At 72.1% G+C, this 23,657-nt stretch carries 21 protein-coding genes and 1 pseudogene; 18 read left to right on the forward strand and 4 right to left on the reverse strand.

Translation table 11 applies throughout. The features are described from left to right. The first annotated feature begins 130 nt into the window (after positions 1 to 130). Both ACZ52C_RS13855 and ACZ52C_RS13860 read left to right on the forward strand, forming a co-directional pair. The gene (locus tag ACZ52C_RS13855) at positions 131 to 3,037 is read left to right on the forward strand and encodes a DEAD/DEAH box helicase (RefSeq protein ID WP_469074924.1); all 2,907 of its coding nucleotides are present in this window, start codon (positions 131 to 133) and stop codon (positions 3,035 to 3,037) included. Positions 3,038 to 3,966: 929 nt separating this feature from the next. Continuing rightward, a complete protein-coding gene (locus tag ACZ52C_RS13860) occupies positions 3,967 to 5,592 on the forward strand; it encodes an SWIM zinc finger family protein (protein ID WP_469074925.1) in 1,626 nt (541 codons plus the stop codon). A gap of 50 nt (positions 5,593 to 5,642) precedes the next feature. Here the strand turns inward: ACZ52C_RS13860 and ACZ52C_RS13865 are convergent. After that, positions 5,643 to 5,783: pseudogene (locus tag ACZ52C_RS13865) on the reverse strand (transcriptional regulator); the annotation flags it as partial. A gap of 206 nt (positions 5,784 to 5,989) precedes the next feature. On the opposite strand from ACZ52C_RS13865, the gene ACZ52C_RS13870 reads away from it, so the two are divergent. From ACZ52C_RS13870 to trhA, 10 genes are all read left to right on the forward strand, one after another. Continuing rightward, positions 5,990 to 6,472 (forward strand): universal stress protein, encoded by a 483-nt coding sequence (locus ACZ52C_RS13870; RefSeq protein WP_469074926.1) that lies wholly within the window; start codon positions 5,990 to 5,992, stop codon positions 6,470 to 6,472. A gap of 27 nt (positions 6,473 to 6,499) precedes the next feature. Continuing rightward, positions 6,500 to 6,769, forward strand: coding sequence for a TraR/DksA family transcriptional regulator (locus tag ACZ52C_RS13875; protein WP_469075335.1), 270 nt, complete (start codon positions 6,500 to 6,502; stop codon positions 6,767 to 6,769). Continuing rightward, complete coding sequence (locus ACZ52C_RS13880; protein WP_469074927.1) at positions 6,766 to 7,164, forward strand: hypothetical protein; 399 nt, start codon at positions 6,766 to 6,768, stop codon at positions 7,162 to 7,164. Before ACZ52C_RS13875 ends, ACZ52C_RS13880 begins: the two co-directional genes overlap by 4 nt. Positions 7,165 to 7,166: 2 nt before the next feature. Continuing rightward, entirely contained in the window at positions 7,167 to 7,709 is a 543-nt protein-coding gene (locus tag ACZ52C_RS13885; RefSeq protein WP_469074928.1) for a hypothetical protein, read from the forward strand. A 250-nt stretch (positions 7,710 to 7,959) separates the two neighbouring features. Next, positions 7,960 to 8,163, forward strand: a complete 204-nt coding sequence (locus ACZ52C_RS13890) for a cold-shock protein (RefSeq protein ID WP_469074929.1) — start codon at positions 7,960 to 7,962, stop codon at positions 8,161 to 8,163. Positions 8,164 to 8,442: 279 nt separating this feature from the next. Beyond that, positions 8,443 to 9,936, forward strand: coding sequence for a DEAD/DEAH box helicase (locus ACZ52C_RS13895; RefSeq protein ID WP_469074930.1), 1,494 nt, complete (start codon positions 8,443 to 8,445; stop codon positions 9,934 to 9,936). Positions 9,937 to 9,980: 44 nt separating this feature from the next. Continuing rightward, positions 9,981 to 10,307 (forward strand): CBS domain-containing protein, encoded by a 327-nt coding sequence (locus ACZ52C_RS13900; RefSeq protein ID WP_469074931.1) that lies wholly within the window; start codon positions 9,981 to 9,983, stop codon positions 10,305 to 10,307. A gap of 127 nt (positions 10,308 to 10,434) precedes the next feature. Further along, on the forward strand, positions 10,435 to 10,743 hold the full coding sequence (locus ACZ52C_RS13905; protein ID WP_469074932.1) for an SCO5918 family protein: 309 nt from the start codon (positions 10,435 to 10,437) through the stop codon (positions 10,741 to 10,743). 831 nt (positions 10,744 to 11,574) lie between these two features. After that, entirely contained in the window at positions 11,575 to 11,913 is a 339-nt protein-coding gene (locus ACZ52C_RS13910; protein WP_469074933.1) for a MerR family transcriptional regulator, read from the forward strand. Positions 11,914 to 12,301: 388 nt separating this feature from the next. Next, complete coding sequence (gene trhA, locus ACZ52C_RS13915; protein WP_469074934.1) at positions 12,302 to 13,024, forward strand: PAQR family membrane homeostasis protein TrhA; 723 nt, start codon at positions 12,302 to 12,304, stop codon at positions 13,022 to 13,024. Between the two features lie 100 nt (positions 13,025 to 13,124). On the opposite strand, the gene ACZ52C_RS13920 is transcribed toward trhA, so the two are convergent. Further along, on the reverse strand, positions 13,125 to 14,810 hold the full coding sequence (locus ACZ52C_RS13920; RefSeq protein ID WP_469074935.1) for a ribonuclease J: 1,686 nt from the start codon (positions 14,808 to 14,810) through the stop codon (positions 13,125 to 13,127). Positions 14,811 to 14,911: 101 nt separating this feature from the next. Between ACZ52C_RS13920 and ACZ52C_RS13925 the strand changes: the two genes are divergently transcribed. The 4 genes from ACZ52C_RS13925 (at position 14,912) to ACZ52C_RS13940 (ending at position 18,447) form a co-directional block, all read left to right on the forward strand. Next, a complete protein-coding gene (locus ACZ52C_RS13925) occupies positions 14,912 to 15,406 on the forward strand; it encodes a GNAT family N-acetyltransferase (protein ID WP_469074936.1) in 495 nt (164 codons plus the stop codon). 223 nt (positions 15,407 to 15,629) lie between these two features. After that, positions 15,630 to 16,928 carry a bifunctional 3-oxoadipate enol-lactonase/4-carboxymuconolactone decarboxylase PcaDC gene (pcaDC, locus tag ACZ52C_RS13930; protein WP_469074937.1) on the forward strand — a complete coding sequence of 433 codons (1,299 nt, stop codon included), beginning with the start codon at positions 15,630 to 15,632 and terminating at the stop codon, positions 16,926 to 16,928. A gap of 43 nt (positions 16,929 to 16,971) precedes the next feature. Beyond that, complete coding sequence (locus ACZ52C_RS13935; RefSeq protein ID WP_469075336.1) at positions 16,972 to 17,607, forward strand: MBL fold metallo-hydrolase; 636 nt, start codon at positions 16,972 to 16,974, stop codon at positions 17,605 to 17,607. A gap of 60 nt (positions 17,608 to 17,667) precedes the next feature. After that, a complete protein-coding gene (locus ACZ52C_RS13940; protein WP_045556507.1) occupies positions 17,668 to 18,447 on the forward strand; it encodes an exodeoxyribonuclease III in 780 nt (259 codons plus the stop codon). Positions 18,448 to 18,478: 31 nt separating this feature from the next. Here ACZ52C_RS13940 and ACZ52C_RS13945 read toward each other — a convergent pair whose 3' ends face one another. Beyond that, on the reverse strand, positions 18,479 to 20,248 hold the full coding sequence (locus tag ACZ52C_RS13945; RefSeq protein WP_469074938.1) for an SGNH/GDSL hydrolase family protein: 1,770 nt from the start codon (positions 20,246 to 20,248) through the stop codon (positions 18,479 to 18,481). Between the two features lie 214 nt (positions 20,249 to 20,462). On the opposite strand from ACZ52C_RS13945, the gene ACZ52C_RS13950 reads away from it, so the two are divergent. Together ACZ52C_RS13950 and ACZ52C_RS13955 are read left to right on the forward strand one after the other, a co-directional pair. Continuing rightward, positions 20,463 to 20,912, forward strand: coding sequence for a DUF6278 family protein (locus ACZ52C_RS13950; protein ID WP_469074939.1), 450 nt, complete (start codon positions 20,463 to 20,465; stop codon positions 20,910 to 20,912). A 149-nt stretch (positions 20,913 to 21,061) separates the two neighbouring features. Next, positions 21,062 to 21,805, forward strand: coding sequence for an amino acid ABC transporter ATP-binding protein (locus ACZ52C_RS13955; RefSeq protein WP_469074940.1), 744 nt, complete (start codon positions 21,062 to 21,064; stop codon positions 21,803 to 21,805). A gap of 155 nt (positions 21,806 to 21,960) precedes the next feature. Here the strand turns inward: ACZ52C_RS13955 and ACZ52C_RS13960 are convergent, their stop codons facing one another. Further along, on the reverse strand, positions 21,961 to 23,559 hold the full coding sequence (locus ACZ52C_RS13960) for a CocE/NonD family hydrolase (RefSeq protein ID WP_469074941.1): 1,599 nt from the start codon (positions 23,557 to 23,559) through the stop codon (positions 21,961 to 21,963). Positions 23,560 to 23,657 lie beyond the last annotated feature (98 nt).

A 23,657-nucleotide genomic window follows, 5' to 3' on the forward strand; every position in this document is an offset into this window, starting at 1 on the left:
CCGTCGCACGCTCGCCGCGGCCGATTGTCAGACCCCGCCCGTAGAGTCGGAGACAGTCGAGTCGAAGGCGGCCGATCGGAGCCGGACCGGAGACGGCTCATCCGACGAGGGGCGGGAGGTGACCGGACACATGCGGGACATGGCTGTCCCCGAGGCCGACACGGCCGCTGCCACGCGTACGCCCGCGACGGCGCGCCCGCCCGTGACCGCCCACACGCCCGTGTCCGTCCCCGTCCGGCTGGCCGCCGTCTTCCTGCCCGCACCGCTGCCCCGGCACGGCCGGTTCGCGTTCTGGGACCCGGCGGGCGCCGAGCCGCCACCGGGTGCCGCCGAGGACCTCACCGTCGTACGACCCCACGGCGCCGGCGCCCGCAGGGGCACCGTCCCCGCCCTGTGCCTGCCGGTCGGCGAGGCCCTTCCCCTGCTCACCCGCGCCCGCCGCGACCCCGCCGCCCACCCCGCCACGGCCTGCTGGGGCGCGGCCGCGCTGCACGCGCTGCGGCTGGTCGCCCGGGGGCGGCTGCTGCCCGGACTGACCGCCGAGGGGTACGACGCATGGCGGGCGGGACCCCTCGACCCGGACGACATCGCCCACCTCAGGGCCGTCGCCGCGGCCCTGCCGTACGAGGGCCACGCCGTGCCGCTGCCCGGCAGGGGACCGCTCCGGCTGCCCGAGCCGGAGGCCCTGATGCGGTCCTTCCTGGACGCGGTCGCCGACACGCTCCCACGCGGCCCGGCGGCGCCGTACGTCTCCGGGAAACCGTTCGCGGCACACGCCGCACAGCGGCTGCCGCGCGCGCGCGACTGGGCGGCCGAGGTCGCCGCGGGCATGGACGCGGGCGTACGGATCTCCCTGCGCCTGGACCTGTCGGCGTACGACCTCTTCGACGACGCCGAGCGAGCCCCGCGGGCGGGCGCGGCCGTCGTCCAGGTGCACAGCCTCGCCGACCCCACTCTCGTCGTCGACGCGGCGGCGCTCTGGGCGGGCGACGCGGACGCGGCGTTCGGGCCCCGCGCACGTGTGGACGCCGCCCTCGCCGTACGCCGCGCGGCCCGTGTCTGGCCGCCCCTGGACCGCCTCGGCGAACAGGACGTCCCCGATGTCCTCGCCCTCTCCGAGGACGAGCTGTCGGACCTGCTGGGCGTCGCCGCGACCCGGCTCGGCGCGGCCGGCGTCGCGGTGCACTGGCCCCGGGACCTCGCCCACGACCTCAGCGCCCGCGCCGAGGTGCGCCCCGCGCCCGGCTCCGCCACCGACGGCACCGGCTTCTTCGAGAGCGAGGAACTGCTGCGGTTCCGCTGGCAGTTGGCGCTCGGCGGGGACCCGCTCACCGAAGCCGAGATGGACACCCTCGCCGAGGCCCACCGCCCGATCGTTCGCCTCCGCGACCAGTGGGTCCTCGTCGACCCGGCCCTCGTCCGCAAGGCTCGCAAACGCGAACTGGGCCTCCTGGACCCGGTGGACGCCCTGTCCGTCGCCCTCACCGGCCAGGCGGAGGTCGATGGCGAGACGGTGGAAGCGGTGCCGGTCGGGGCACTGGCGGCCCTCCGTGACCGCCTGACGGCCGGCCTCGCCCCGGTCGAGCCGCCGCCCGGCCTCTCCGCCACCCTCCGCGACTACCAACTCCGGGGCCTGGCCTGGCTGGACCTGATGACCTCCCTGGGGCTCGGCGGCTGCCTCGCCGACGACATGGGCCTCGGCAAGACGATCACCGTCATCGCCCTGCATCTGCGCCGGGCCCGCCCCGAACCCACCCTGGTCGTCTGCCCCGCCTCCCTGCTGGGCAACTGGCAGCGGGAGATCACCCGCTTCGCCCCCGGCGTCCCCGTCCGCCGCTTCCACGGCACCGACCGCACCCTCGACGACCTCGACGGCGGCTTCGTCCTCACCACCTACGGCACCATGCGCTCGGCCGCCCCACACCTGGCCGAGAAGCACTGGGGCATGGTCGTCGCCGACGAGGCCCAGCACGTCAAGAACCCCTACTCGGCCACGGCGAAGGCGCTGCGCACGATCCCGACGCCCGCGCGCGTCGCCCTCACCGGCACCCCGGTCGAGAACAACCTCTCCGAACTCTGGGCCCTGCTCGACTGGACGACCCCGGGGCTCCTCGGCCCGCTCAAGTCCTTCCGGGCCCGCCACGCCCGCGCCGTGGAGAACGGCGAGGACCAGGAGGCGGTCACCCGTCTCGCCCGTCTGGTCCGCCCCTTCCTCCTGCGCCGCAAGAAGTCGGACCCGGGCATCGTGCCCGAACTCCCGCCCAAGACCGAGACGGACCACCCCGTCCCCCTCACCCGCGAGCAGGCCGCCCTGTACGAGGCCGTCGTCCGTGAGTCGATGCTCGCCATCGAGACGGCGGAGGGCATCGCCCGCCGGGGCCTCGTCCTGAAGCTCCTCGGTGCCCTGAAGCAGATCTGCGACCACCCGGCGCTCTATCTGAAGGAGGAGGCGGGGACGGGCCATCTGGCGGAGGGGGCGGGCGCGGCCGCGGTGGACCGGCTCGCCGCCCGCTCCGGCAAACTCGCCCTGCTGGACGAGCTGTTGGACACACTGCTCGCCGAGGACGGTTCGGCACTGGTCTTCACCCAGTACGTCGGCATGGCCCGGCTGATCACCGCCCACCTCGCCGCCCGCGCGATCCCGGTCGAACTGCTCCACGGCGGTACGCCCGTCAAGGACCGCGAACACATGGTGGACCGCTTCCAGAGCGGAGCGACACCGGTCCTGGTCCTGTCCCTCAAGGCCGCCGGCACCGGTCTGAACCTCACCCGCGCCGGCCATGTCGTCCACTTCGACCGCTGGTGGAACCCGGCCGTGGAGGAGCAGGCCACCGACCGCGCCTACCGCATCGGCCAGACCCAGCCCGTCCAGGTGCACCGCCTCATCACCGAGGGCACCATCGAGGACCGCATCGCCGAGATGCTGGAATCCAAGCGCGCCCTCTCCGACGCCATCCTCGGCTCGGGCGAGGCTGCCCTCACGGAGCTGACGGACCGGGAGCTGACCGACCTGGTGTCGTTGCGGAGGTCGTCGTGAGCGGGGCGGAGGGGACACCCGAGGGCACGGAGGGCACCCGCCCCGCCGACGCGGCCCGCCGCGCGCTGCGCGCCGCACGGGATCCGGGTGCGGACGCGGATACGCCTGCGCTGCCGGGAGCCGGACCCGGCACCGGCGTCGGTGCGGCGAACCCCCGGCCGGCCGGGGAAGGCGGGGGCGCGCGCCCAGCGGACGCGGCCCGGGAAGCGCTGCGGAGGGCGTCGGAATCCCGGGCGGCAACTCCTGACCTGGGACGCCGACTTGCGGAACCTGGCGAGGACGCGGGGGAGCGGACAGCTGCGCAGGCGCGAGCCGAAGAGGGCGGTACCGGGGCGGGAGACGAGCGCGGGGAGAGGGCGAAGCGGGAAGAGAAGGATCAGCGAGGGGAGGAGGCGAAGCGCGAGCGGCGTGCGGGAGGACGAGAGACGAGTGGGGGGCAGGAGTCGAGTGACCGACGCGAGAGGAGCGACCGGCAGGAGACGGGTGTCCGGCAGGAGGCCGGCGACCGGCGTGGGGCGAGTGATCGGCATGAAGCGGGTGACTGGCGTGGGGCGAGTGATCTGCCTGAGGCGGGTGACTGGCGTGGGGCGAGTGATCGGCATGAGGCGGGTGACCGGCGTGGCACGAGTGATCGGCGTGAGGCGAGGGAGCGGCGCGCGCCCGGTGCTCGCCCCGGTGACATCGCCCGTGAGGCCCTGAGGGCCGCGCGGGACGCGACCGAGCGGGCCCGTCTGGCGGCCGAGGAGGCTTCGCACGAGCGGGCGGGGCGGGGGACAGGCCGGGGCTCACGGAGCGCCGTCGGTCCGTCCGGGCGTCTGCGGGAGGCGCGGGGTGGCCTCGGCGACGGAGTCTCGGAGCGGGACCGGGCAGGGCGTGACCAGGGAGCCGTCTCGGGAGGCCGGACGCCCGGGGACCCCCGCCGGGACCGCGTGGCCGCCGATCGCGCCCGCGCCGTGCGGGAGTTGCTCGCCGACGCCTTCAAGATGCCCGCCGACGACCAGGAGGCGGGCGGCGCGGAGACGACAGGTGCGGCGGCGGTGTCGGCCTGGGGACCGGATCACCGACCTGGTGCCACGGAGGGCGAGCTGGCCCGGACCACCACGACCACGCCCGGTCCGGCGGCCGACGGTGCGACGGGCGGGGATGCCACGCGCACCGTGGGAGCCGCGGGAGTCACGGACGGGGCGGCCACGAGAGCGATCGACGCGGCCACGGAAGCCTCCGGTGACGGGACGGGCGTCGCCCAGGCCGCCCCGCGTGTCCCCCGGACCATGGCCGCGCCCTCGCGGGACGGTGAACTGCGGCGCACCTTCCGGCCCTTCCCGCCGCGGGCCTCCGCGGGGGAGACGTTCGCGGAGAGCTGGTGGGGCAACGCGTGGGTGGCTGCGCTGGAAGAGGGCGCGTTGGACGCGGCCCGGCTGGCGCGCGGGCGGGCGTACGCCGACAAGGGGCACGTGGACGCGATCACCGTCACGCCGGGGCTGGTGCTGGCGTATGTGCACGGGAGCAGGCCCCGGCCGTACCGGGTGCAGCTGCGCCTGCGGACACTGGACGACGCCGAATGGGACCGCTTCCTGGACGCGGCGGCGGAACAGCCGGGCCACATCGCCGCGCTGCTGGACAAGGAACTGCCGCACACCCTGGCCGGGTCCGGGTCCGGACCCGCACCTGACCGGGGCGTGCGTCTCCTGCCAGGTCCTCGGGAGCTCGAACCCCGTTGCAGCTGCCCCGACTTCGGGCACCCCTGCAAGCACGCGGCGGCGCTCTGCTACCAGACGGCGCGGCTGCTGGACGAGGACCCCTTCGTGCTGTTGCTGCTGCGGGGCCGCGGCGAGCGGGAGCTGCTCGACGCGCTGTCACGGCGGAACGCGGCCCGTGCGGCCCGCGCCGCGCAGGAGCAGGAGCCCGCGCCGCTCCCGGGTGTGCGCGCCGGCGACGCCCTCGCTCCGCGCACCCTCCCGCCGTTGCCCGCCCCCGCGCCCCCGCCACCGCATCCGGAACAGCCGCCGGTGTATCCGGGAGCGCCCGGCGGCCCGGACCCGTTCGCGTTGGACCAGTTGGCGACCGACGCGGCGGCCCGCGCGCACGCGCTGCTCACCACGGGACGGGACCCGGTGGCCGAACTGACGCTGTGGCAGGACGCGGTACGGCTCGCCGCCGCCCGCCCCGGCTCCGGTCTCACCGCCACCACCCGTGCCCTCTACTCCTCACTCGCCGCGGCCACCGGGCGCACCCCGGCCGACCTGGCCCGCGCGGTCGCCGCCTGGCGTCAGGGCGGCCTCGAAGGACTGGCCGTCCTGGAGGAGCCCTGGGACCCGCCGGCCGGCCGCTTCGACCGCGCCCGCCCCCTGCTGCTCGCCGCGGACCTCCCGGCCTTCCGCCCCTGGCGCAACCACCTCACCCACCCCCACGGCCACCTCCAGCTCCGCCTCGGCCACGACGGCCTCTGGTACGCGTACGAGTCCGAACCGGGCCACGACGACTGGTGGCCGAGAGGCACCCCGGACCTCGACCCGGTGGGCGCCCTGACCGGCCTGGGAGCGGCCGACGACTGACGGCACGCGCGATGCCCTGCCGGCGGCTGCCGTGATCCCCGAGCGCGCCGTCAGGTAGCCGCGGGGGAGGCCGGCTGGAGGCGGACGCAGCAGTGCCCCGGGCCGGGCGCCAGGTGCGCGCGCAGGTCTTCCTCGCCGAGTCCTCGCAGGAGGCCGCGGAGCAGGTGCAGGTTCATGCCGCACACCGTTTCGCTCGCCCGGCTCGCACAGCACTTCCACGGCGCGCGCCCGACCCGCTGACGACGGCAGGCGCGCGACGGAACGCGGCACGGCGGGCGGGCCCCCACCGGCTCACCCGCCCGCGCATCCGATTGCGGCGAAAGGTGGGCTGCGGCAGCCTGGAGCGGACGCTTTCCGGGACGGCAGGACACGACGACACGGCTTGGAGGCCTCCCTCATGACCCACGTCGCCCCTCCCGCACCGATCGTGGTCGGCACCGACGGCTCCGCCGCCTCGGAGTCGGCCGTACGCTTCGCCCTCCAGGAGGCGCGACTGCGCGGCACCGGCCTGCGCGCCGTCTGCGCGTACGACTTCACCGCCCGGTACCGGGGGATCGAGTGGCCCACCGCTTCGGGCGTCCACGACGTGGACGCCCAACTGCGCGACGTCACCCTGGACGCGGTCACCACGTCCCTGGCGCAGACCCAGGAGCGACTGGGCGGCGCACCGGTGGAGGTGGAGGTCAGGGCGGAACAGGGCCGCCCGTCGCAGGTCCTGCTGGACGCGAGCGAGGACGCCTGCCTCCTCGTGGTCGGCACCCGGGGATCGGGCGCGTGGGGGCGCCTCACCCTGGGGTCCACCAGTACCGAGGTCGTGCACCACGCCCGGCTCCCCGTCGTCGTCGTACCGGCCGGTCCGGATCAGCGGTCCGACGGCTGAGGCCCGGCGCCCGACGCCCGGCAACGCCTGGAGAACGCCCGCTCCTCCCGGCTGGCACAGCTCCAGGCGCTCGACGTGCGGGAACGGGCCGCCTCGCAGACCGAGGTGCAGGTCCAGCTCGCGGCCTCCGCCCGCGTGGTCCTCACCGACGTCGAAGCGGCCCTCGCCCGGATGAACGAGGGCGGATACGGCACCTGCCGGCTGTGCCGCCGCCCCATCGACCGGGAACGGCTGATGATCGTGCCGCAGGCCCGCTACTGCGTCCGCTGCCAGCAGGTGAAGGAGGCGGTCCCGTGACCGGCGCCCCCGACCCGCACACCGTCGAGGGCCGGCACCGGCCCTGGCCGGGATGCCCCCTCTGCTGCGGCCTCGCCCTGGACCTGGGCAGCGCCCGCACCCGGGCCTGGACATCGGGCAGGGGCGTGGTCGTCGACGTGCCGAGCGCACCCCGCAGTGATGCCGGAGCGACGTATCCCGCCGGGCCCGGCACCCGCGTCGGGCACGGCACCCGCGTCGAGCCCCCGGGGAGCGCCGGGGCCCTGCGAGAGCTGCTCGGGCCCCACCTGCCCCGCTCCACCTGCCCCGCGCCACCCGCCCCCTGGTCATCGTCACCGCACCCGTCCTGGACGGTCTCGCCCACCGCACCCGGGCACGCGCGGCGGTCGACGTGCTGCGACCGTGCGGTGTCCTGACGGTGTCCAGCGCCCGGAGCATCGCCGTGGCCGCCGACGCCGACCCGACCGGTCCGCTGCTCGTGGTGGACATCGGCGCCCGGTTCACCGAGGTGGTCCTGCTGTGCGAGGGCGCCGTCGCCGACGCCCGCCGCGCCACCCTCGGCACCGGCGACCCGGACGGGACGGCCGCGCCCGGGCAGATCGTCGAGGTGGTGTCCTCGATGCTGACGGCGATGCTCCGCGAGGACCACACCTCCCTGACCGTCGACGCCCTGCACCGGGGCGTCCTCCTGGCCGACGGAGGCGCCCTGCGCCCCGAGATCACCCGCCACCTCACCGGCCCGCTGCCGACGCCGCCGCGGGTGGTCCCGTCTCCCCACACCGCGGCCGTCCGGGGCGCCGCGACACTCCTGCGCTCCGCCCACACCCACCCCTCGTCCACCCCGTCGCCGTCGCCGTCCTTCCCTGCGGGCGCCCCGGTGGTCCAAGACGCGGCCGACGGCACTTCTCGAAACATCGCATCCGAGGGAAGCAATATCTGTCCTCGCGACGTGAGAGTTTGATAAACCATGCGGGAAGAGTTTTTGACGCAACGGGCGGAGTGGAATTAGGTCGCGTGCACAGGTCGGCCCAGCGTGCTACTGTCGATCTCAGTTGCAGTGTGGTTCCCAAAACTTCCAGTGCCCCCGACCCGGCTTCTGTCGGTCGGGAGCGCTTTTGTAAATCCGGTCATTTCCGGGCGGGGTAATCATCGCGGCGACACGGTGTCCGTACGGTGCGGATTCCGATGTACTGCCCCAAAGGAGATATGACATGGCTGCTGGTACCGTGAAGTGGTTCAACGCGGAAAAGGGCTTCGGCTTCATCGAGCAGGACGGCGGCGGCCCGGACGTGTTCGCCCACTACTCGAACATCGCCACGCAGGGCTTCCGTGAGCTGCTCGAAGGCCAGAAGGTCAACTTCGACATCGCGCAGGGCCAGAAGGGCCCGACGGCTGAGAACATCGTTCCCGCCTGACGCTCACGCGCAATCCGTAGCTGGGGCCCGCATCCTTCGGGGTGCGGGCCCCAGCTGCATGCATCTCCCGCAGGGTTTTCACCCGCGGGACGATGAGGGTGAATCCGCAGTCCCCGCACACGCGGAGTCCCCGTCGAGTCACTCGTTTAATCGTCTGCGCTACCGGAGATTTCCGTCGGCCAGATCTTCTTTTTTGCCGCTGGTCCATACTCGTAATTCTCCATGGCGCTCATTGCTGCGGGAATTCCTCGATATGTGCCACATCGAGGAAGGTTCCGCATGAACCGCACATACACGAACGACCGTTCCACCCGCACCCGTAGCGGCAGCGCCGACGCCGACAGGGGCGGCAGCCGGTTCGGCTCGCAGGCACCGCGCCGTTCGGGCGGCCCTGCTCGTTCCGGTGGTCACGGCCGCCGGCCCGGCGCAGTGCGGGGTGAGTTCGCGCTCCCCAGGACGATCACTCCCGCGCTGCCGGCCGTCGAGGCGTTCGCCGAGCTGGCCATGCCCGAGCCGCTGCTGGCCGAACTGGGCAGGCAGGGTGTGACCACTCCGTTCCCGATCCAGGGCGCGACGCTGCCGAACTCCCTGGCGGGCCGTGACGTCCTGGGCCGGGGGCGCACCGGTTCCGGCAAGACCCTCGCCTTCGGCCTCGCCCTGCTCGCCCGCACCGCTGGACAGCGTGCTGAGCCCCGTCGGCCGCTGGGGCTGATCCTCGTACCGACGCGTGAGCTGGCGCAGCAGGTGACCGACGCCCTCACTCCGTACGCTCGCGCCGTCAAGGTGCGGCTGGCCACGGTGGTGGGCGGGATGTCCATCGGCAAGCAGGCCGGCGCGCTGCGCGGCGGGGCCGAGGTCGTGGTCGCGACCCCGGGCCGGCTCAAGGACCTCATCGACCGTCGCGACTGCCGGCTGGACCAGGTCGGCATCACTGTGCTGGACGAGGCGGACCAGATGGCCGACATGGGCTTCATGCCGCAGGTCACCGCGCTGCTCGACCAGGTGCGTCCCGACGGACAGCGGATGCTGTTCTCCGCCACCCTGGACCGTAACGTCGACCTGCTGGTGCGCCGCTATCTGACCGACCCCGTCGTGCATTCGGTCGACCCGTCGGCCGGTGCGGTCACGACGATGGAGCACCACGTCCTGCACGTCCATGGCGCCGACAAGCACGCCGCGACGACCGAGATCGCCGCCCGCGACGGCCGCGTGATCATGTTCCTGGACACCAAGCACGCCGTCGACCGGCTGACCCAGGACCTTCTCGACAGCGGGGTACGCGCCGCCGCGCTGCACGGCGGCAAGTCGCAGCCGCAGCGCACCCGCACGCTGGCGCAGTTCAAGACAGGGCATGTCACCGTGCTGGTGGCGACCAATGTCGCGGCGCGCGGCATCCACGTCGACAACCTCGACCTGGTCGTCAACGTCGATCCGCCGACAGACCACAAGGACTACCTCCACCGCGGCGGCCGTACCGCCCGCGCCGGCGAGTCCGGCCGCGTCGTCACGCTCGTCACACCGAACCAGCGCCGCGGCATGGTCCGCCTCATGTCGGACGCCGGAATCCGGCCGCAGACCACCCAGGTCCGCTCGGGAGACGAGGCCCTGAACCGGATCACCGGCGCCCAGGCCCCCTCCGGCATCCCGGTCGTCATCACCGCCCCGGTGGTCGAACGCCCCAAGCGCCGCGCCTCCTCCCGAGGCCGACGCCGCCCCGCCTCGGCGACCCGGCGCGCCCCCGTACGCGGCCCCGTCCTCGACACGGTGGCCTAGAACTTCGTGATCAGGAAGTCGACCCATCTCTGCAGGAGGCACTTTTGACGCTGATCCAGATGCAGCCCCGCTCGACGGACGCCACCCTCGTGCACAGGACGGCGGTGGAGGCCATGGACGCGGCCGGACCGCAGGTCTGTGACGACATGAGCGTCGAGGTGGCGCTGGCCGTCATGGCCGCCGCACGCACGGGCCGACTGGTCGTCTGCGACCAGGACGACCAGCGCGTCGACCTGGTGACCCGAACCGACCTCACCGCCGTCCGCGACAGCGGCGCTCGCACGGACCGCGTCCGCCTGCGCGACATCCTCGGCCACAACGGAGCGCCCACCTCACCCGTGATCACGATGGCGAAGCCGAGCACGCGATGAGCACCCGTCGGCTCGCTGCTCTGCGAGCCGTGGACGAGCCGGACAGCGCCCCGGGCATCGTCGCCCTCGCTCGCTGAACCGCCTCGCCCCTGGTCGGACCCTTCTTCCCTTCTCCCTGTGAGGCCACATGCGCTGCGTCATCGCCCGCTTCCCCTTCGAACTCAGCAAGGGCGGAGTGCTGGAATCGATGAAGGGCGTCAAGCCCGAACCGGTCACCGGAGAATCGGTGATCATCGGCCGCCGCCACTACCCCGTCAAGCAAGTCGGCGAAGTCATCACCCGCCAGGACCGCCGTGACTTCAGCGCCGCCGAAGTCCTGCGGGCCATGGCTCAGCTCGGCTTCACCTGCCGCGCCCTCCCCGAGGCCGCGCCTACGGGCATCCCTGGCTCACTGCAGCACGCCTCCGCGATGCTCGGCACTCCCGTGACGGTCTGACCGGGTAAACAGGCGAGAGCCGACATCTGACCAGCAGTGTGGGCCCGACCGGTACGCCGGTCGGGCCCACACTGCGTGCGGCGGGTTTCCGTCGCCGTCCCGGGTGTCCGAGTCCAGGTCCTACCGGATCACCCCGGGATCGTCGAGGGCGGGGCAGACCCTCGTGCCGTACGCGTCGACGGCCGACCCGCGTGGCGTCACGGCCGGCGGCGTCCGTCCCGGCGCGGCTCGGCCCACGGGACCGTCGAGGTGGATTACCTCGTCTTCGAGCGCCCGGAAATCTATGCCAGCTGGAGTAGATATTGCGGGGCGGTGTTGTTATGGTTTCTCTCGTAGCCGAGATCGAGCAAGCCCGGCAGGGATGAACTGCCGGGCAGCAGTACCGCAGTCGCAGTTCGCAGGACGGTGCGGTCGTGGAGTTCCGAAGCCAGAGCGGTTGCAGGACGGCGACGGGACTGACGACCGGACCGGGTGGCCCGCAGTCATCAGGGGCCGCCATGAGCAGCACCGCAGTGGCAGTACCCGCAAGTGAAGTTCGCAGTACCCCGCAGTGAAGTCAGTGAGTAGTTGATCAAGAGGGAAGAACGGAGGAGCTGAGCACCATCAGGATCGCCCGGGTGGAAGTGGACCCGGGTACCGCAGGACATCGACAGTGAGGTGGTCTCCGGTCAAGAAACCGCGATCCCCGCGACCCCGACAGCATCTCGGTCGGGTCTGCGGAAAGAGAGGGCCGGTGCAGGAGCAGGGCCGGCAGATGGTGTAGTAGTTCCTTCGGGGCCCTGGTGCCGGTACGGCGCCAGGGCCCCTCGACGCGTGCCACAGAGAGGTGCAATGACAGCAGACGACACGTTCGGCCGTCTCGACGACGACGACTACCCCGCCTACACCATGGGCCGGGCCGCTGAGGTGCTCGGCACCACACAGGGATTCCTCCGCGCCATCGGCGAAGCCCGTCTCATCACCCCACTCCGCTCCGAAGGCGGCCACCGCCGCTATTCGCGCTACCAACTGCGCATCGCCGCCCGCGCCCGTGAACTCGTCGACCGGGGCACCCCCATCGAGGCCGCCTGTCGGATCGTCATCCTCGAAGACCAGCTTGAGGAAGCTCAGCGCATCAACGCCGAATATCGCCGCGCCGCCGAATCAGCGAACCCATCGGCAGCGAAATGAGATGAGCGTGCCCGTCAGCGACGGCGGGCATCGCACGCACGGTCTCGGTGCGCAGCGTGATCCGTAGCACTTGGGGGCCGGTGGGACCTGGGACCGGAACCCCCCTCAACTGGTGGGCCTACATGGGGGGCGGATCTCGGCAGGCATCGGCGATCCTTGCGCGTGGGCGAGCAGAGGCGCCGTTCGCGAGCCCTGGGCTTTCCCATGGCCGACCGGCCATGGAAGTCCGGCCGACCTCCCACGACGCTGCCGGAGCGAGGTCTTCTAGCATTACCGCATTGCTGCCAGTGACGCCGCCCAGTCGCCCGAGGGAGAACGAGAAGCTGTGTCCCGTGACGCCGCTGAAGTCGAATACGGTCACGCCGCCCCGGAGCCTGGAGAGCGCGGCTTGGGCCGGCTACCCGGCGGATCGCAAGGCGGAGATGAAGGGGAGAAGGCTCACTCGGTCGGCGACCTGATCGAGCGGGCGGCCGAGCTGGCCGAACCGATCAAGCCGAAACTGCGTGGCTGGCTCCATGCCGGAATGGTCCCCACCGCACTGATCGCGGGCGTCGTACTCATCTGTCTGGCCCGCACTCCGCAGGCGGTCCTGGCGTGCTCCGTGTACTCGGTCACCGCCTGGCTGCTGTTCGCGACGAGCGCCGTCTACCACCGCGGTACCTGGGGACCACTGGGCGAGGCTCTGCTACGACGACTCGACCACGCCAACATCTTCCTGATCATCGCCGGCACCTGCACCCCCCTGGCCGTGCTCCTTCTCCGGCCGGAACAGCGGTCCACGCTGCTGTGGATCGTATGGACCGGAGCGTTGGCCGGCATTGTGTTCCGGGTCCTGTGGGTCGCGGCTCCGCGGTGGCTGTACACCCCGTGTTATCTGGCCCTGGGGTGGGCCCCGGTGCGATACCTGCCCGACCTTCTGCACACCGGCGGAGCAGCCGTGGTCGTCCTGATCGTTGTCGGCGGGCTCCTCTACAGCGCGGGCGCGGTCGTCTACGCCCTGCAGCGGCCCGACCCCTCACCCCTCTGGTTCGGCTACCACGAGGTCTTCCACGCCCTGACCGTGGCAGCCTTCACCGCGCACTACATCGCCATCTCCCTCGCCACCTACTGAGGGGCTGCCTGCCCGTCATCGGTCGGTGGTCCTCACCGCTGGGTAAAGGGCCCCTGGGCGTCCGCGCGGCCGCGACCGGAACCAGGGGCCGGGCCGTGTCTCAGGCGTCGATGATGACGGGGATGATGAGGGGCTTGCGGCGGTGGGTGCGGAACGCCCAGTTCGCCACGGCGCGGGCGAGGAGCTTCTCGAGTTGCCGCGCGTCCCCGACCCCTTCCTCGGCCGCGGCGGCCAGGGTCTTCTCGATGACGGGGATGACCGGCTCGAAGGTGGCGTCGTCGTGGACGAAACCGCGGGCCAGGAAGTCGGGAGCCTCCGCGAGGGCGCCGGTGTCCGCGTCGACGATCGCCACCACCGTGACCACGCCTTCCTCCGCGAGGGTGAGGCGGTCCTTGAGGGATGCCTCGGTGGCGCCGCCGACCTCCATGCCGTCCACGTAGACGTTGCCGGCGGGGACCTTGCCGGTGATGGACGCGCGCCCCTCGACGAGGTCGACGACGACGCCGTCCTCGGCGATGACGACCCGGTCGGGGTCGACACCGGTACGGACGGCGAGGTCGGCGTTGGCCCGCAGGTGGCGCCATTCGCCGTGGACGGGCATGACGTTGCGGGGTTTGACGATGTTGTAGCAGTAGACGAGTTCGCCGGCGCTAGCGTGTCCGGAGACGTGCACCTTGGCGTTGCCCTTGTGGACGACGTGGGCGCCCCAGCGGGTGAGTCCGTTGATCACCCGGTAGATGGCGTTCTCGTTGCCGGGAATGAGGGAGCTGGCGAGCAGGACGGTGTCGCCCTTGCCGATGCGGATCTGGTGGTCACGGGTGGCCATCCGTGACAGCGCGGCCATCGGTTCCCCCTGGGAGCCGGTGCACACCAGAGTGATCTTGTGGTCCGGGAGTTTCTCCAGCTCCTTCGTGCTCACGACCAGACCGGACGGGACCTTCAGATAGCCCAGGTCACGGGCGATGCCCATGTTGCGGACCATGGACCGGCCGACGAAGGCGACCTTGCGGCCGTGTTGGTGGGCGGCGTCCAGAACCTGCTGGATGCGGTGCACGTGGCTGGCGAAGCTGGAGACGATGACGCGGCGCGGCGCCGTGCGCATCACCTGTTCGATCGCCGGGTTCAGCTCGCGCTCGGAGGTGGTGAAGCCGGGCACCTCGGCGTTGGTGGAGTCGGTGAGGAACAGGTCCACGCCCTCCTCGCCGAGGCGGGCGAAGGCGCGCAGGTCGGTGATGCGGTCGTCGAGGGGGAACTGGTCCATCTTGAAGTCGCCGGTGTGCAGCACCATGCCGGCGCCGGTGCGGATGGCGACCGCGAGGCTGTCGGGGATGGAGTGGTTGACCGCCACGAACTCGCAGTCGAAGGGCCCGAAGCGGCGCCGGTCGTCCTCCCGTACCCGCACCGTGCGCGGCCGGATGCCGTGCTCCTTGAGCTTGGCCTCCAGGAACGCCAGCGTCAGCTTGGAGCCGACGACGGGAATGTCGGACCGCTCACGCAGCAGGTAGGGCACGCCGCCGATGTGATCCTCGTGGCCGTGGGTGAGGACGATGGCGACGACGTCGTCCAGCCGGTCCCGGATCGAGGTGAAGTCCGGCAGGATCACGTCCACGCCGGGCTGGGTCTCCTCGGGGAACAGCACGCCGCAGTCGACGATGAGCAGCTTGCCGGCGTACTCGAACACGGTCATGTTGCGGCCGATCTCACCCAGGCCGCCCAGGGCGATGACCCGCAGCCCTCCTTCGGGAAGGGGCGGGGCGGCTTGCAGTTCGGGGTGCGGATGACTCATGTGTCGACGGTACCGGTAGAGGGGAGCGAGATGATCCATCGCCCTGTGATCTCTTCGCCCGGCGGAGCGGGCACGGGACCTCGGTGCGAGATACTTTCGCGATGAGTTCACGCACTTCCCCGCTCGGCCGGCCGATCCCGATCACGATACGGAGGGCCGTGGCGCGGGATGCCAGACGGCTCACGCGGCTCGTGCGTGGCTCAGGCGCCTACGAAGGCAAATACGCGACCGCGGTCGCGGGCTACCGGGTCGGTCCTGATTACATCGAGGCCCACCGCGCCTTCGTGGCCGTCGGTGCCGACGAGCATGGAGGCCGGGTCCTCGGGTTCTACTCGCTCGTCCTCGCTCCTCCGGAGCTCGATCTGCTGTTCGTCGCCGACGAGGCGCAAGGACGGGGTATCGGGCGGCTGCTCGTGGCGCACATGCAGTCCGAGGCCCGTGCCGCCGGGCTCGACCGCGTCAAGGTCGTGTCGCATCGTCCCGCCGAGGACTTCTACCACCGCGTCGGTGCGGTGCGGACCGGGACCGCACTCGCGAACCCGCCCGCCGTGCCGTGGGACCGCCCCGAATTCGAGTTCCGCATTCCCTCGGCATGACGCGGTGTGCCGGTTCGCAGAACACGACTTCTCACGCGTGGCGACACACCTTGTCCACCGTGTGGTGTTCACGTCGCCGGTCGGTGAGATTCCGGAGCGCTTCCAGGTGCGGCATGCCGATCCTCGGGGGCGGCCCTCTAGGCTTTGTCGGGCCTGGAGGGGCACGAGCCGTCGGGTTCCCCGAGCTGTGTGTGAGTTCGTGATACGTGAGAGGGTCTGACGGGTGAGCGAGACACCACCGAACACCCTGCAATACCGTTTCGACGGCCCGGAAGACGCCCCTGTTCTGATCCTGGGCCCCTCCCTGGGCACCACCTGGCACATGTGGGACCGTCAGATCCCCGAACTGACCAAGCAGTGGCGGATCTTCCGCTTCGACCTGCCGGGACACGGCGGCGCACCGGCGTACCCGGGCGGCTCGGTCACCGAGCTGGCCGCCAGGCTGCTGGCCACGCTCGACGCCGTCGGTGTGCAGCGCTTCGGCTACGCCGGCTGCGCGTTCGGCGGCGCCATCGGGGCCGAACTCGCGCTGCGCCACCCCGAACGCCTCGCCTCGCTCGCGCTGATCGCCGCCTCCCCCCGCTTCGGCACCGCCGACGAGTTCCGCCAGCGCGGGGTGATCGTCCGGACCAACGGCCTCGACCCCATCGCCCGTACGTCCCCTGACCGTTGGTTCACCGGGGGGTTCGCGGCGGCGCAGCCCGCGATCACCGAATGGGCCGTGCAGATGGTCCGCACCACCGACCCCGGCTGCTACATCGCCGCCTGCGAGGCGCTCGCCTCGTTCGACGTGCGCGCCGAACTCGGCCGGATCGGCGTCCCCACCCTCGTCCTCGTCGGCTCCGACGACCAGGTCACCGGCCCCGCCGAGGCCCGTACGCTCGTCGCGGGCATCCCCGACGCCCGGCTCGCGGTCGTCCCCGGCGCCTCCCACCTCGTCCCGGTCGAGCAGCCCGCCGCCGTCACCGATCTGCTCGTCCGCCACTTCTCCACCGCCTGGCAGCCCGCCTACGACTCCGCCACCGGGCAGGTCGCCATCCCGGCGACCCCGGTCAAGCCGGCCCTCGCCGCCGTGCAGCCGCTGACCGGACCGGTCGCCGAGATCGCCCCGGCCGTGCTCCAGCCGGAGGCGACGGGCAGACCCGACCCGTACGACGCCGGGCTGAAGGTCCGCCGCGAGGTGCTCGGCGACGCGCACGTGGACCGGGCGCTGGCGTCGGCGGACGCGTTCTCCGGCGACTTCCAGGAGTTCATCACCCGCTACGCCTGGGGCGAGATCTGGGACCGGCCCGGCCTCGACCGCCGTTCCCGCAGCTGTGTCACCCTGACCGCGCTCGTGGCCGGCGGGCACCTGGACGAACTCGCCTTCCACACCCGCGCCGCCCTCCGCAACGGCCTCACCCCGGACGAGATCAAGGAAGTCCTCCTCCAGGCGGCCGTCTACTGCGGGGTACCGGCCGCGAACAGCGCGTTCCGCGTGGCCCAGCAGGTCATCCGCGAGGAGACCACCCCCGAGGAGTGAGCCACCGCCGGCCGCCCGCCGGAGGCAGGATGGATCCATGACCATGAAGCTCACCAAGAAGTCGCACGCCTGCGTCCGGCTGGAGAAGGACGGGCGCACGCTCGTCATCGACCCGGGCGGGTTCAGCGAGGAGGACGCCGCGATCGGCGCGGACGCCGTGCTGGTCACCCACGAGCACCCCGACCACTTCGACGAGGGGCGGCTGCGGGCGGCCCTGGAGGCCGATCCGGGCGCCGAGATCTGGACCCTGCGCTCGGTCGCCGAGAAGATCTCCGCCGCCTTCCCCGGCCGGGTGCACACGGTCGGCCATGGTGACACGTTCACCGCCGCCGGCTTCGACGTGCAGGTCCACGGAGAACTCCACGCGGTGATCCATCCGGACATCCCGCGCATCACCAACGTCGGCTATCTCGTCGACGGCGGCCGCGTCTTCCACCCGGGCGACGCCCTCACCGTCCCCGGCCACCCCGTCGAGACGCTGATGCTCCCCGTCATGGCCCCCTGGAGCAAGATCTCCGAGGTCATCGACTACGTCCGCGAGGTCGGGCCGCGGCGCGCGTACGACATCCACGACGCCCTCCTCAGCGACCTCGCCCGCCCCATCTACGACCGCCAGATCGGCGCCCTCGGCGGCGCGGACCACCTCCGGCTCGCACCCGGGGCGTCGGCGGACGTCTGAGCGCGGGCACCTCACCGGGCGGGACGGGCCTTGTCGGACCCGCCCGGTAGGTTGTGGGGCATGCGCATCGCGACCTGGAACGTGAACTCGATCACCGCTCGTCTCCCGAGGCTCCTCGCCTGGCTGGAGAGCAGCGGCACGGACGTGCTCTGCCTCCAGGAGGCCAAGATCGCCGAGGACGGCTTCCCGCTCGACGCGCTGCGCGAGGCGGGCTACGAGGCCGCCGTCCACGCCACCGGGCGGTGGAACGGCGTGGCGGTGATCTCCCGGGTCGGCATCGAGGACGTCGTCAAGGGCCTGCCCGGCGACCCCGGCTACGACGGCTCGGTGGAGCCCCGCGCGATCTCCGCGACCTGCGGCCCGGTCCGCGTCTGGTCGGTCTATGTGCCGAACGGCCGCGAGGTCGACCACCCGCACTACGCGTACAAGCTCCAGTGGTTCGAGGCGCTCAAGGCCGCCGTCGCCGGTGACGCGGCCGGCAGCCGCCCCTTCGCCGTCCTGGGCGACTACAACGTGGCGCCGACCGACGACGACGTGTACGACGTCGCCGCCTTCGAGGGCCTCACCCACGTCACCCCCGCCGAGCGCGCCGCCCTGGCCTCCCTGCGCGAGGCGGGCCTGTCCGACGTCGTCCCCCGCCCCCTCAAGTACGAGCACCCCTTCACGTACTGGGACTACCGCCAGCTCTGCTTCCCGAAGAACCGGGGCATGCGCATCGACCTCGTCTACGGCAACGAGCCGTTCGCCAAGGCCGTCACCGACGCCTACGTGGACCGGGAGGAGCGCAAGGGCAAGGGCGCGTCGGACCACGCGCCGGTCGTGGTGGACCTGGAGGTCTGACGCTCGCGACCCCTCCGGGCCGCGCGGGCCGTCACAGCAGGCCGAGGTCCACCGCGTCGGCGAGTGCCGCGAGCCCCGCCTCGTTCGGGTGCAGGTGGTCCCCGGTGTCGTACGCGGGGAGCAGCCGGGCCGGACGCGCCGGGTCATGCAGCACCTCGTCGAAGTCGAGGACCCCGTCGAACACCTCGTCCGCCTCGCCGCCCCGGATCCACTCGTTGACCGCGACCCGCTGGGCGTCGACGGCGGACGTGCAGCGTGCCTCGCCCTCGCAGGGCGCCACCGTCGCCACGAGCACGCGCAGGCCCCGCTCGCGTCCCCGGGCCGCGATCTCCCGCAGCCCGGCCACGACCTCGCCCGCCGTGGCACCCCAGCGGACGTCGTTGACGCCCTGGAAGACGACGACGGTTCGGGCGGAGGTCTGGGCGAGGACATCGCGGTCGAGGCGGTGCAGGGCGCTCACGCCGCCGGTGTCGGTGGAGACACCGTCACCGGGGTAGCGGTCGGTGACCACCCGGTTCGCGGAGATCCCCTGGTTGAGGACGCCGTAGCGCGGGACCTCGTCCTGGCTCAGCAGCCGCCGGGCCAGCGCGTCCGGCCACCGCCGGTTCGCGTCGACCGTCGTCGCCTCCCCGTCGGTGATCGAGTCGCCGAGAAGGACGACGGAGCCCTGCCCGCCGCCCACGTCCACGCCGGTCAGCAGCGGCCAGGTCGAGATCGTGGAGGTGTACGCGGTGGCCGAGCCGTCCCCCGCGTGATCCCCCGGCTCACTGACGTACGACGTCTGCCGCGCCAGCCGGTGCACGGGCGCAGCCGTCACCGTGCCGGGCAGATGGAAGCTCACCAGCAGATCGGTGTCCGGCGGCACCTCGAAGCCCAGCGGATCACTGAACGCCTGCGCGCCGGCCGGGATGTCGGTGCCGGCCGCGCCCCGGAACGACAGGGGCACCGGCGCACTCCGGGCGCTCGCGCCCGTCGCCCGCAGCGCCACCGTCGCGCTGCCCACCCGTACCGGCGCCGAGGCGAAGGTGTTGTCGAGCCGGATCCGCACCCGGGGCCCGCCCACCGAGGTGTGGACGACGAGCCGCAGGGTCCGGTCGGTCCAGGGCCCGACGGCCGGGTAGCCGGAGGTGGAGGCGGCCCAACTACCGTTCCAGGCGGCCGAGTCGGGGCGCACCGACAGAGCGAACACATGCAGGTCGCGGTTGCGCGGCAGGGTCACCGACGCGACCTCGCGCCCCCGCACGAGCGGCACGGTGACGACGTACAGCCGTGCCTTCTCGGTGAGTTGACCGCCGGGGGTGTTCACATGGGGGAGGGCCACGGCCTTGGTGGCGAGCGGGCCGGTGCGCCAGTCGGGCGCCGTCAGCCGGTACGGGGAGCGGGCCCCGCCCCGGTAGCGGACCGTGCCGCCGCCGACCGCCTCGGCACCGCCCGTGGCGGCGACCAGGAAGGCGAGGGCGTCACCCCGGCCCCGTACGCGCACGGACTGGCCGGCGGCGCGTACGTTGTCGGGCTCGCCCGCCGTGCGGCGCGGCCAGGTCAGGCGCGCGCCCTGAACGGTCAGTGCGCGCCCCGGCGTCCATCCGGCCGCCCTCAGGTCGGCGGCGGAGAGGGAGCCGCCGGAGCCGTCGAAGTCGGCCCCGGTGGGCCGCGCGTCGTCGCTGACGGCCCGGTTGTCGAAGAGGTGTTCCAGCGGGACCGGTTCGGCCGCCGGGCCGGCGGCCGCTCGGGCGGTGGCGACGGGCGCGACCGCCGCCAGAAGTGCCAGGACGACGGCCGTTCCCCAGACGCGTCGGCGCACGCGCGATCCCTTCTGCTCGCTGAACACCACGAGAGTGACGGTGCCGACGGACGCGGCACCGGTACAACGATGAGACGACGGATGTGTCATGAAGCTAAAGAGGCGTCAGGGACCCGTCAATGAGGCAGGCGGGAACCACGGCCGAACTCCCGGCGAACAAGCGGTTTCCGCGCGCCTGTGGTGCGAAGGGTGAGGCGGATGACACGCTGAGCGCATGAACATCTCTTTCCTGGGCAACTGGCGCAAGAGGCGTGACCCCGCGTTCGGGGTCGCGGTGTTCACCGGCGGCGACGGTGACGACGACGGTCACGAGGGACTCGCCGAACTCCTCTCCGAATGCGAACTGCTGCGCGCGCAGGCCGCCCTGGCCGGCGTCGAACTCGACGACTCCGCAGGCTCGTTGGAGGCGATCGACCAACTCGTCCCGCGCTGGCGCGACGACGAGGAGACCGTGGCCTGGCTCGGGAACGACGCGGGCCTCTACCTGGGCACGGTCGTCGTACGGACCGTCCCGGGCGCCCGCTGGGAGATCTGGCCCAACGGCCAGCCCGTGGTGCGGCTGGACTCCGGCCGTGAGATCGACGTGGTCGAGGCCGGCCAGGCGTGGGCCGCCAGCGGCGCCCCGGAACTCTCCCAGCTCTATGCCGAGGTCGCCGAGCAATGAGGACCCGGCGCACACCCCTCGGCGTGGGCGCTTCCCGACAATACGGCTAATCCCCGTGAGTGCGTGTCGCGTCCTGACGTCCCCTCCGTCCGGATAGTTTGCGGCACCGGCGACACCACACGGTCGAGGGCGAGTAGGGCGGGCTGGGCATGGCGGTCGATCCGCTGATCGAGATGCACGACGTGAACAAGTACTTCGGCGAGCTGCATGTCCTCCAGGACATCGACCTCACCGTGGGCAAGGGGGAGGTGGTCGTCGTCATCGGCCCGTCGGGGTCGGGGAAGTCGACGCTGTGCCGGGCGATCAACCGGCTGGAGCCCATCCGTTCCGGCACGATCCGGATCGACGGACAGCCGCTGCCGAGCGAGGGCAAGGCCCTCGCGGCGCTCCGCGCGGACGTCGGCATGGTCTTCCAGTCCTTCAACCTCTTCGCGCACAAGACGGTCCTGCAGAATGTGTCGCTCGGTCAGATCAAGGTCCGCAGAAGGAAGAAGGAGAGCGCCGACCGGCGCTCCCGTGAACTCCTGGACCGGGTCGGTCTCGCCGACCAGGCGCCGAAGTACCCGGCCCAGCTCTCCGGCGGTCAGCAGCAGCGGGTGGCCATCGCCCGCGCCCTCGCCATGGACCCCAAGGTGATCCTTTTCGACGAGCCCACCTCGGCCCTCGACCCGGAGATGATCAACGAAGTCCTCGAAGTGATGCAGCAGTTGGCGCGCGAGGGCATGACCATGGTCGTCGTCACCCACGAGATGGGTTTCGCCCGCTCCGCCGCCAACCGCGTCGTCTTCATGGCGGACGGCCGCATCGTCGAGGACCGCTCTCCGGACGCGTTCTTCACGAACCCGGAGAGCGACCGTGCCAAGGACTTTCTCTCCAAGATCCTCAAGCACTGACCACCGGCACTGGACCGGGCGCGGGGCTCGACTACGATGAGCGGTTCATCCACTTGGGGTGAGCGAGGCCGTGGACGCCACCCCCGGCCGAACAGGGACGCTGCTGCCGGACGCGCAGCGGCCAGGGGCCAGGCCCGTCCGGCGGCAGCCGGAGATCACTGCTCGCGCAGCGGGATCGACACGTACGACGGGTCGTTCGGCGGCGAGGAGAAGGTCAGCTGCGCGCCGGTCGGGTTGTGCTCGATGTAGAGCGGGTCGACCGTGTCGACGACCAGGGCGAGACGGTGGCCCGCCGGAACGTCGTAGGCCGTGGAGTTCAACTCCAGGTCCACGCCGAACTGCCGGCCGGGCGTCTCGCCGTGGAAGGTGTACGGCGCGTGGCTGACCAGCTTGCCGAGGCCGAGCGGGCCCACGTCGTACAGGTACGCGACGAGGGTGCCGCTCTCCTTGGTGGCCGTCACCGTGGTGTGCAGCTTCGCGGTGCCGCGCACGGCCTGCGCCGTCGGGTACTTCTCCGACTGCCACACGGCCGCCCAGCGGCGCGGCAGCAGCGGTATCGAGGCCACGGGCGGGAGTTGGGCCACCTGGTCCAGGATGCTGGAGAGGAAGACGACCCCGCCGTTGGCGCCCGAGTCGACGTTCGCGCGGATCGTGGTGCCGCTCGCCAGGGCGATCTTCTTCCGGGTGGCGGTGACCGACTTCCAGTCCGGATAGCCCTCGAAGGCGCCGCCCGTACGGGACTTGAGCTGGACGGGCTGCTCACGGTCGATGCCGTTGGCGGTGCCCTTGAGGTAGCGGTCGAACCAGCGTTGGGTGTCGGACCACACGTCGTTGGGCAGCCCGAACAGACCGGTGAGCTCGGTGGTGGCGTGGTCGCCGGGGCGCAGCTCCAGGCGCTTGGCGCCGCTGAGCTTCTCGTAGAAGTCGGCGTACTGGTTGGGCGGGAAGATCGAGTCGCCCCAGGCGTTGGCGAGCATGACGGCCGTGCCGTTGGTGTTGATCCGGTCGACATAGGTCTCGGGGGAACGTTTCTTCCCCCAGGTGATCATGTCCCCCTCCTTGGCCAGGTTCGAGGCGTAGAAGTCCTCGAAGATCTGCTGGAGTTCGGGGCTCCGGCGGCCGGTGATCCGTCCCGCGCCGTCGAGGAGGGCGGCCGCCTGGAGGTGCTGGGTGCGTCCGCCGTAGATGGAGTCGATCAGGTCCGACCAGCCGCTCAGTGCGGCGACCGCCTTGACGCGTTTGTCGTGCGCGGCGGCGAGCAGGCTGATGCCCGCCCCGTACGACAGTCCCGCCATGCCGATGTGCTCCGCGTCGGCCGGGGTGTTGGCGAGCGCCCAGTCGATCACCTTGGAGGCGTCGGCTATGTCGGGTGGCCCCGCGACCTCTATGTATCCGCCGGACTCCCAGAAGCCGCGCACGTTGTAACTGACCACGACATAGCCCGCGTCGGCCAGCTTCCGGGCCTGGGCGAGGTACTCCACCTGGGGGAGGCCCCAGCTCGTGGGCAGGACCAGCAGCGGGTACGCGCGCGAGGCGTCGGCCGGCGCGACCACATTGGCCTTGAGGACGGTCCCGCCCTCGCCCTTGATGTCGACGAAACGGGTGGTGGGGGCCTCCGCGGCGCCGGACGCGGCCTGGGCGGCGGGGGCGAGGCCGAGGGCCGTGCCGGCGACCAGGGTGACCGAGACGGCGCCCACGGCGCTCGTCCGCAGCGCCCTGGTCGTACGCGATGTGGTGCCGTGCGGGTGTCTCACGGGTCGCTCCTCACTCGTGTAAGTGCAAAGTGACCCGACGGTAACCGGACACCCTTACCGGAAGTAACTCCTCGGTAAGTTACGTGACGGTAACGTTC

The sequence above is a fragment of the Streptomyces sp. NPDC034049 genome (genome assembly GCF_055575575.1).

Bases quoted from the DNA above. Each gene is read 5' to 3' on its own strand.
- ACZ52C_RS13940 (WP_045556507.1), top strand. From the start codon at position 17,668: ATGCGCATCGCGACCTGGAACGTGAACTCGATCACCGCTCGTCTCCCG.
- ACZ52C_RS13955 (WP_469074940.1), top strand. From the start codon at position 21,062: ATGGCGGTCGATCCGCTGATCGAGATGCACGACGTGAACAAGTACTTC.
- ACZ52C_RS13935 (WP_469075336.1), top strand. From the start codon at position 16,972: ATGAAGCTCACCAAGAAGTCGCACGCCTGCGTCCGGCTGGAGAAGGAC.
- ACZ52C_RS13855 (WP_469074924.1), top strand. From the start codon at position 131: ATGCGGGACATGGCTGTCCCCGAGGCCGACACGGCCGCTGCCACGCGT.
- ACZ52C_RS13910 (WP_469074933.1), top strand. From the start codon at position 11,575: ATGACAGCAGACGACACGTTCGGCCGTCTCGACGACGACGACTACCCC.
- ACZ52C_RS13925 (WP_469074936.1), top strand. From the start codon at position 14,912: ATGAGTTCACGCACTTCCCCGCTCGGCCGGCCGATCCCGATCACGATA.
- ACZ52C_RS13890 (WP_469074929.1), top strand. From the start codon at position 7,960: ATGGCTGCTGGTACCGTGAAGTGGTTCAACGCGGAAAAGGGCTTCGGC.
- ACZ52C_RS13920 (WP_469074935.1), bottom strand. From the start codon at position 14,810: ATGAGTCATCCGCACCCCGAACTGCAAGCCGCCCCGCCCCTTCCCGAA.
- ACZ52C_RS13950 (WP_469074939.1), top strand. From the start codon at position 20,463: ATGAACATCTCTTTCCTGGGCAACTGGCGCAAGAGGCGTGACCCCGCG.
- ACZ52C_RS13895 (WP_469074930.1), top strand. From the start codon at position 8,443: ATGAACCGCACATACACGAACGACCGTTCCACCCGCACCCGTAGCGGC.
- ACZ52C_RS13870 (WP_469074926.1), top strand. From the start codon at position 5,990: ATGACCCACGTCGCCCCTCCCGCACCGATCGTGGTCGGCACCGACGGC.
- ACZ52C_RS13905 (WP_469074932.1), top strand. From the start codon at position 10,435: ATGCGCTGCGTCATCGCCCGCTTCCCCTTCGAACTCAGCAAGGGCGGA.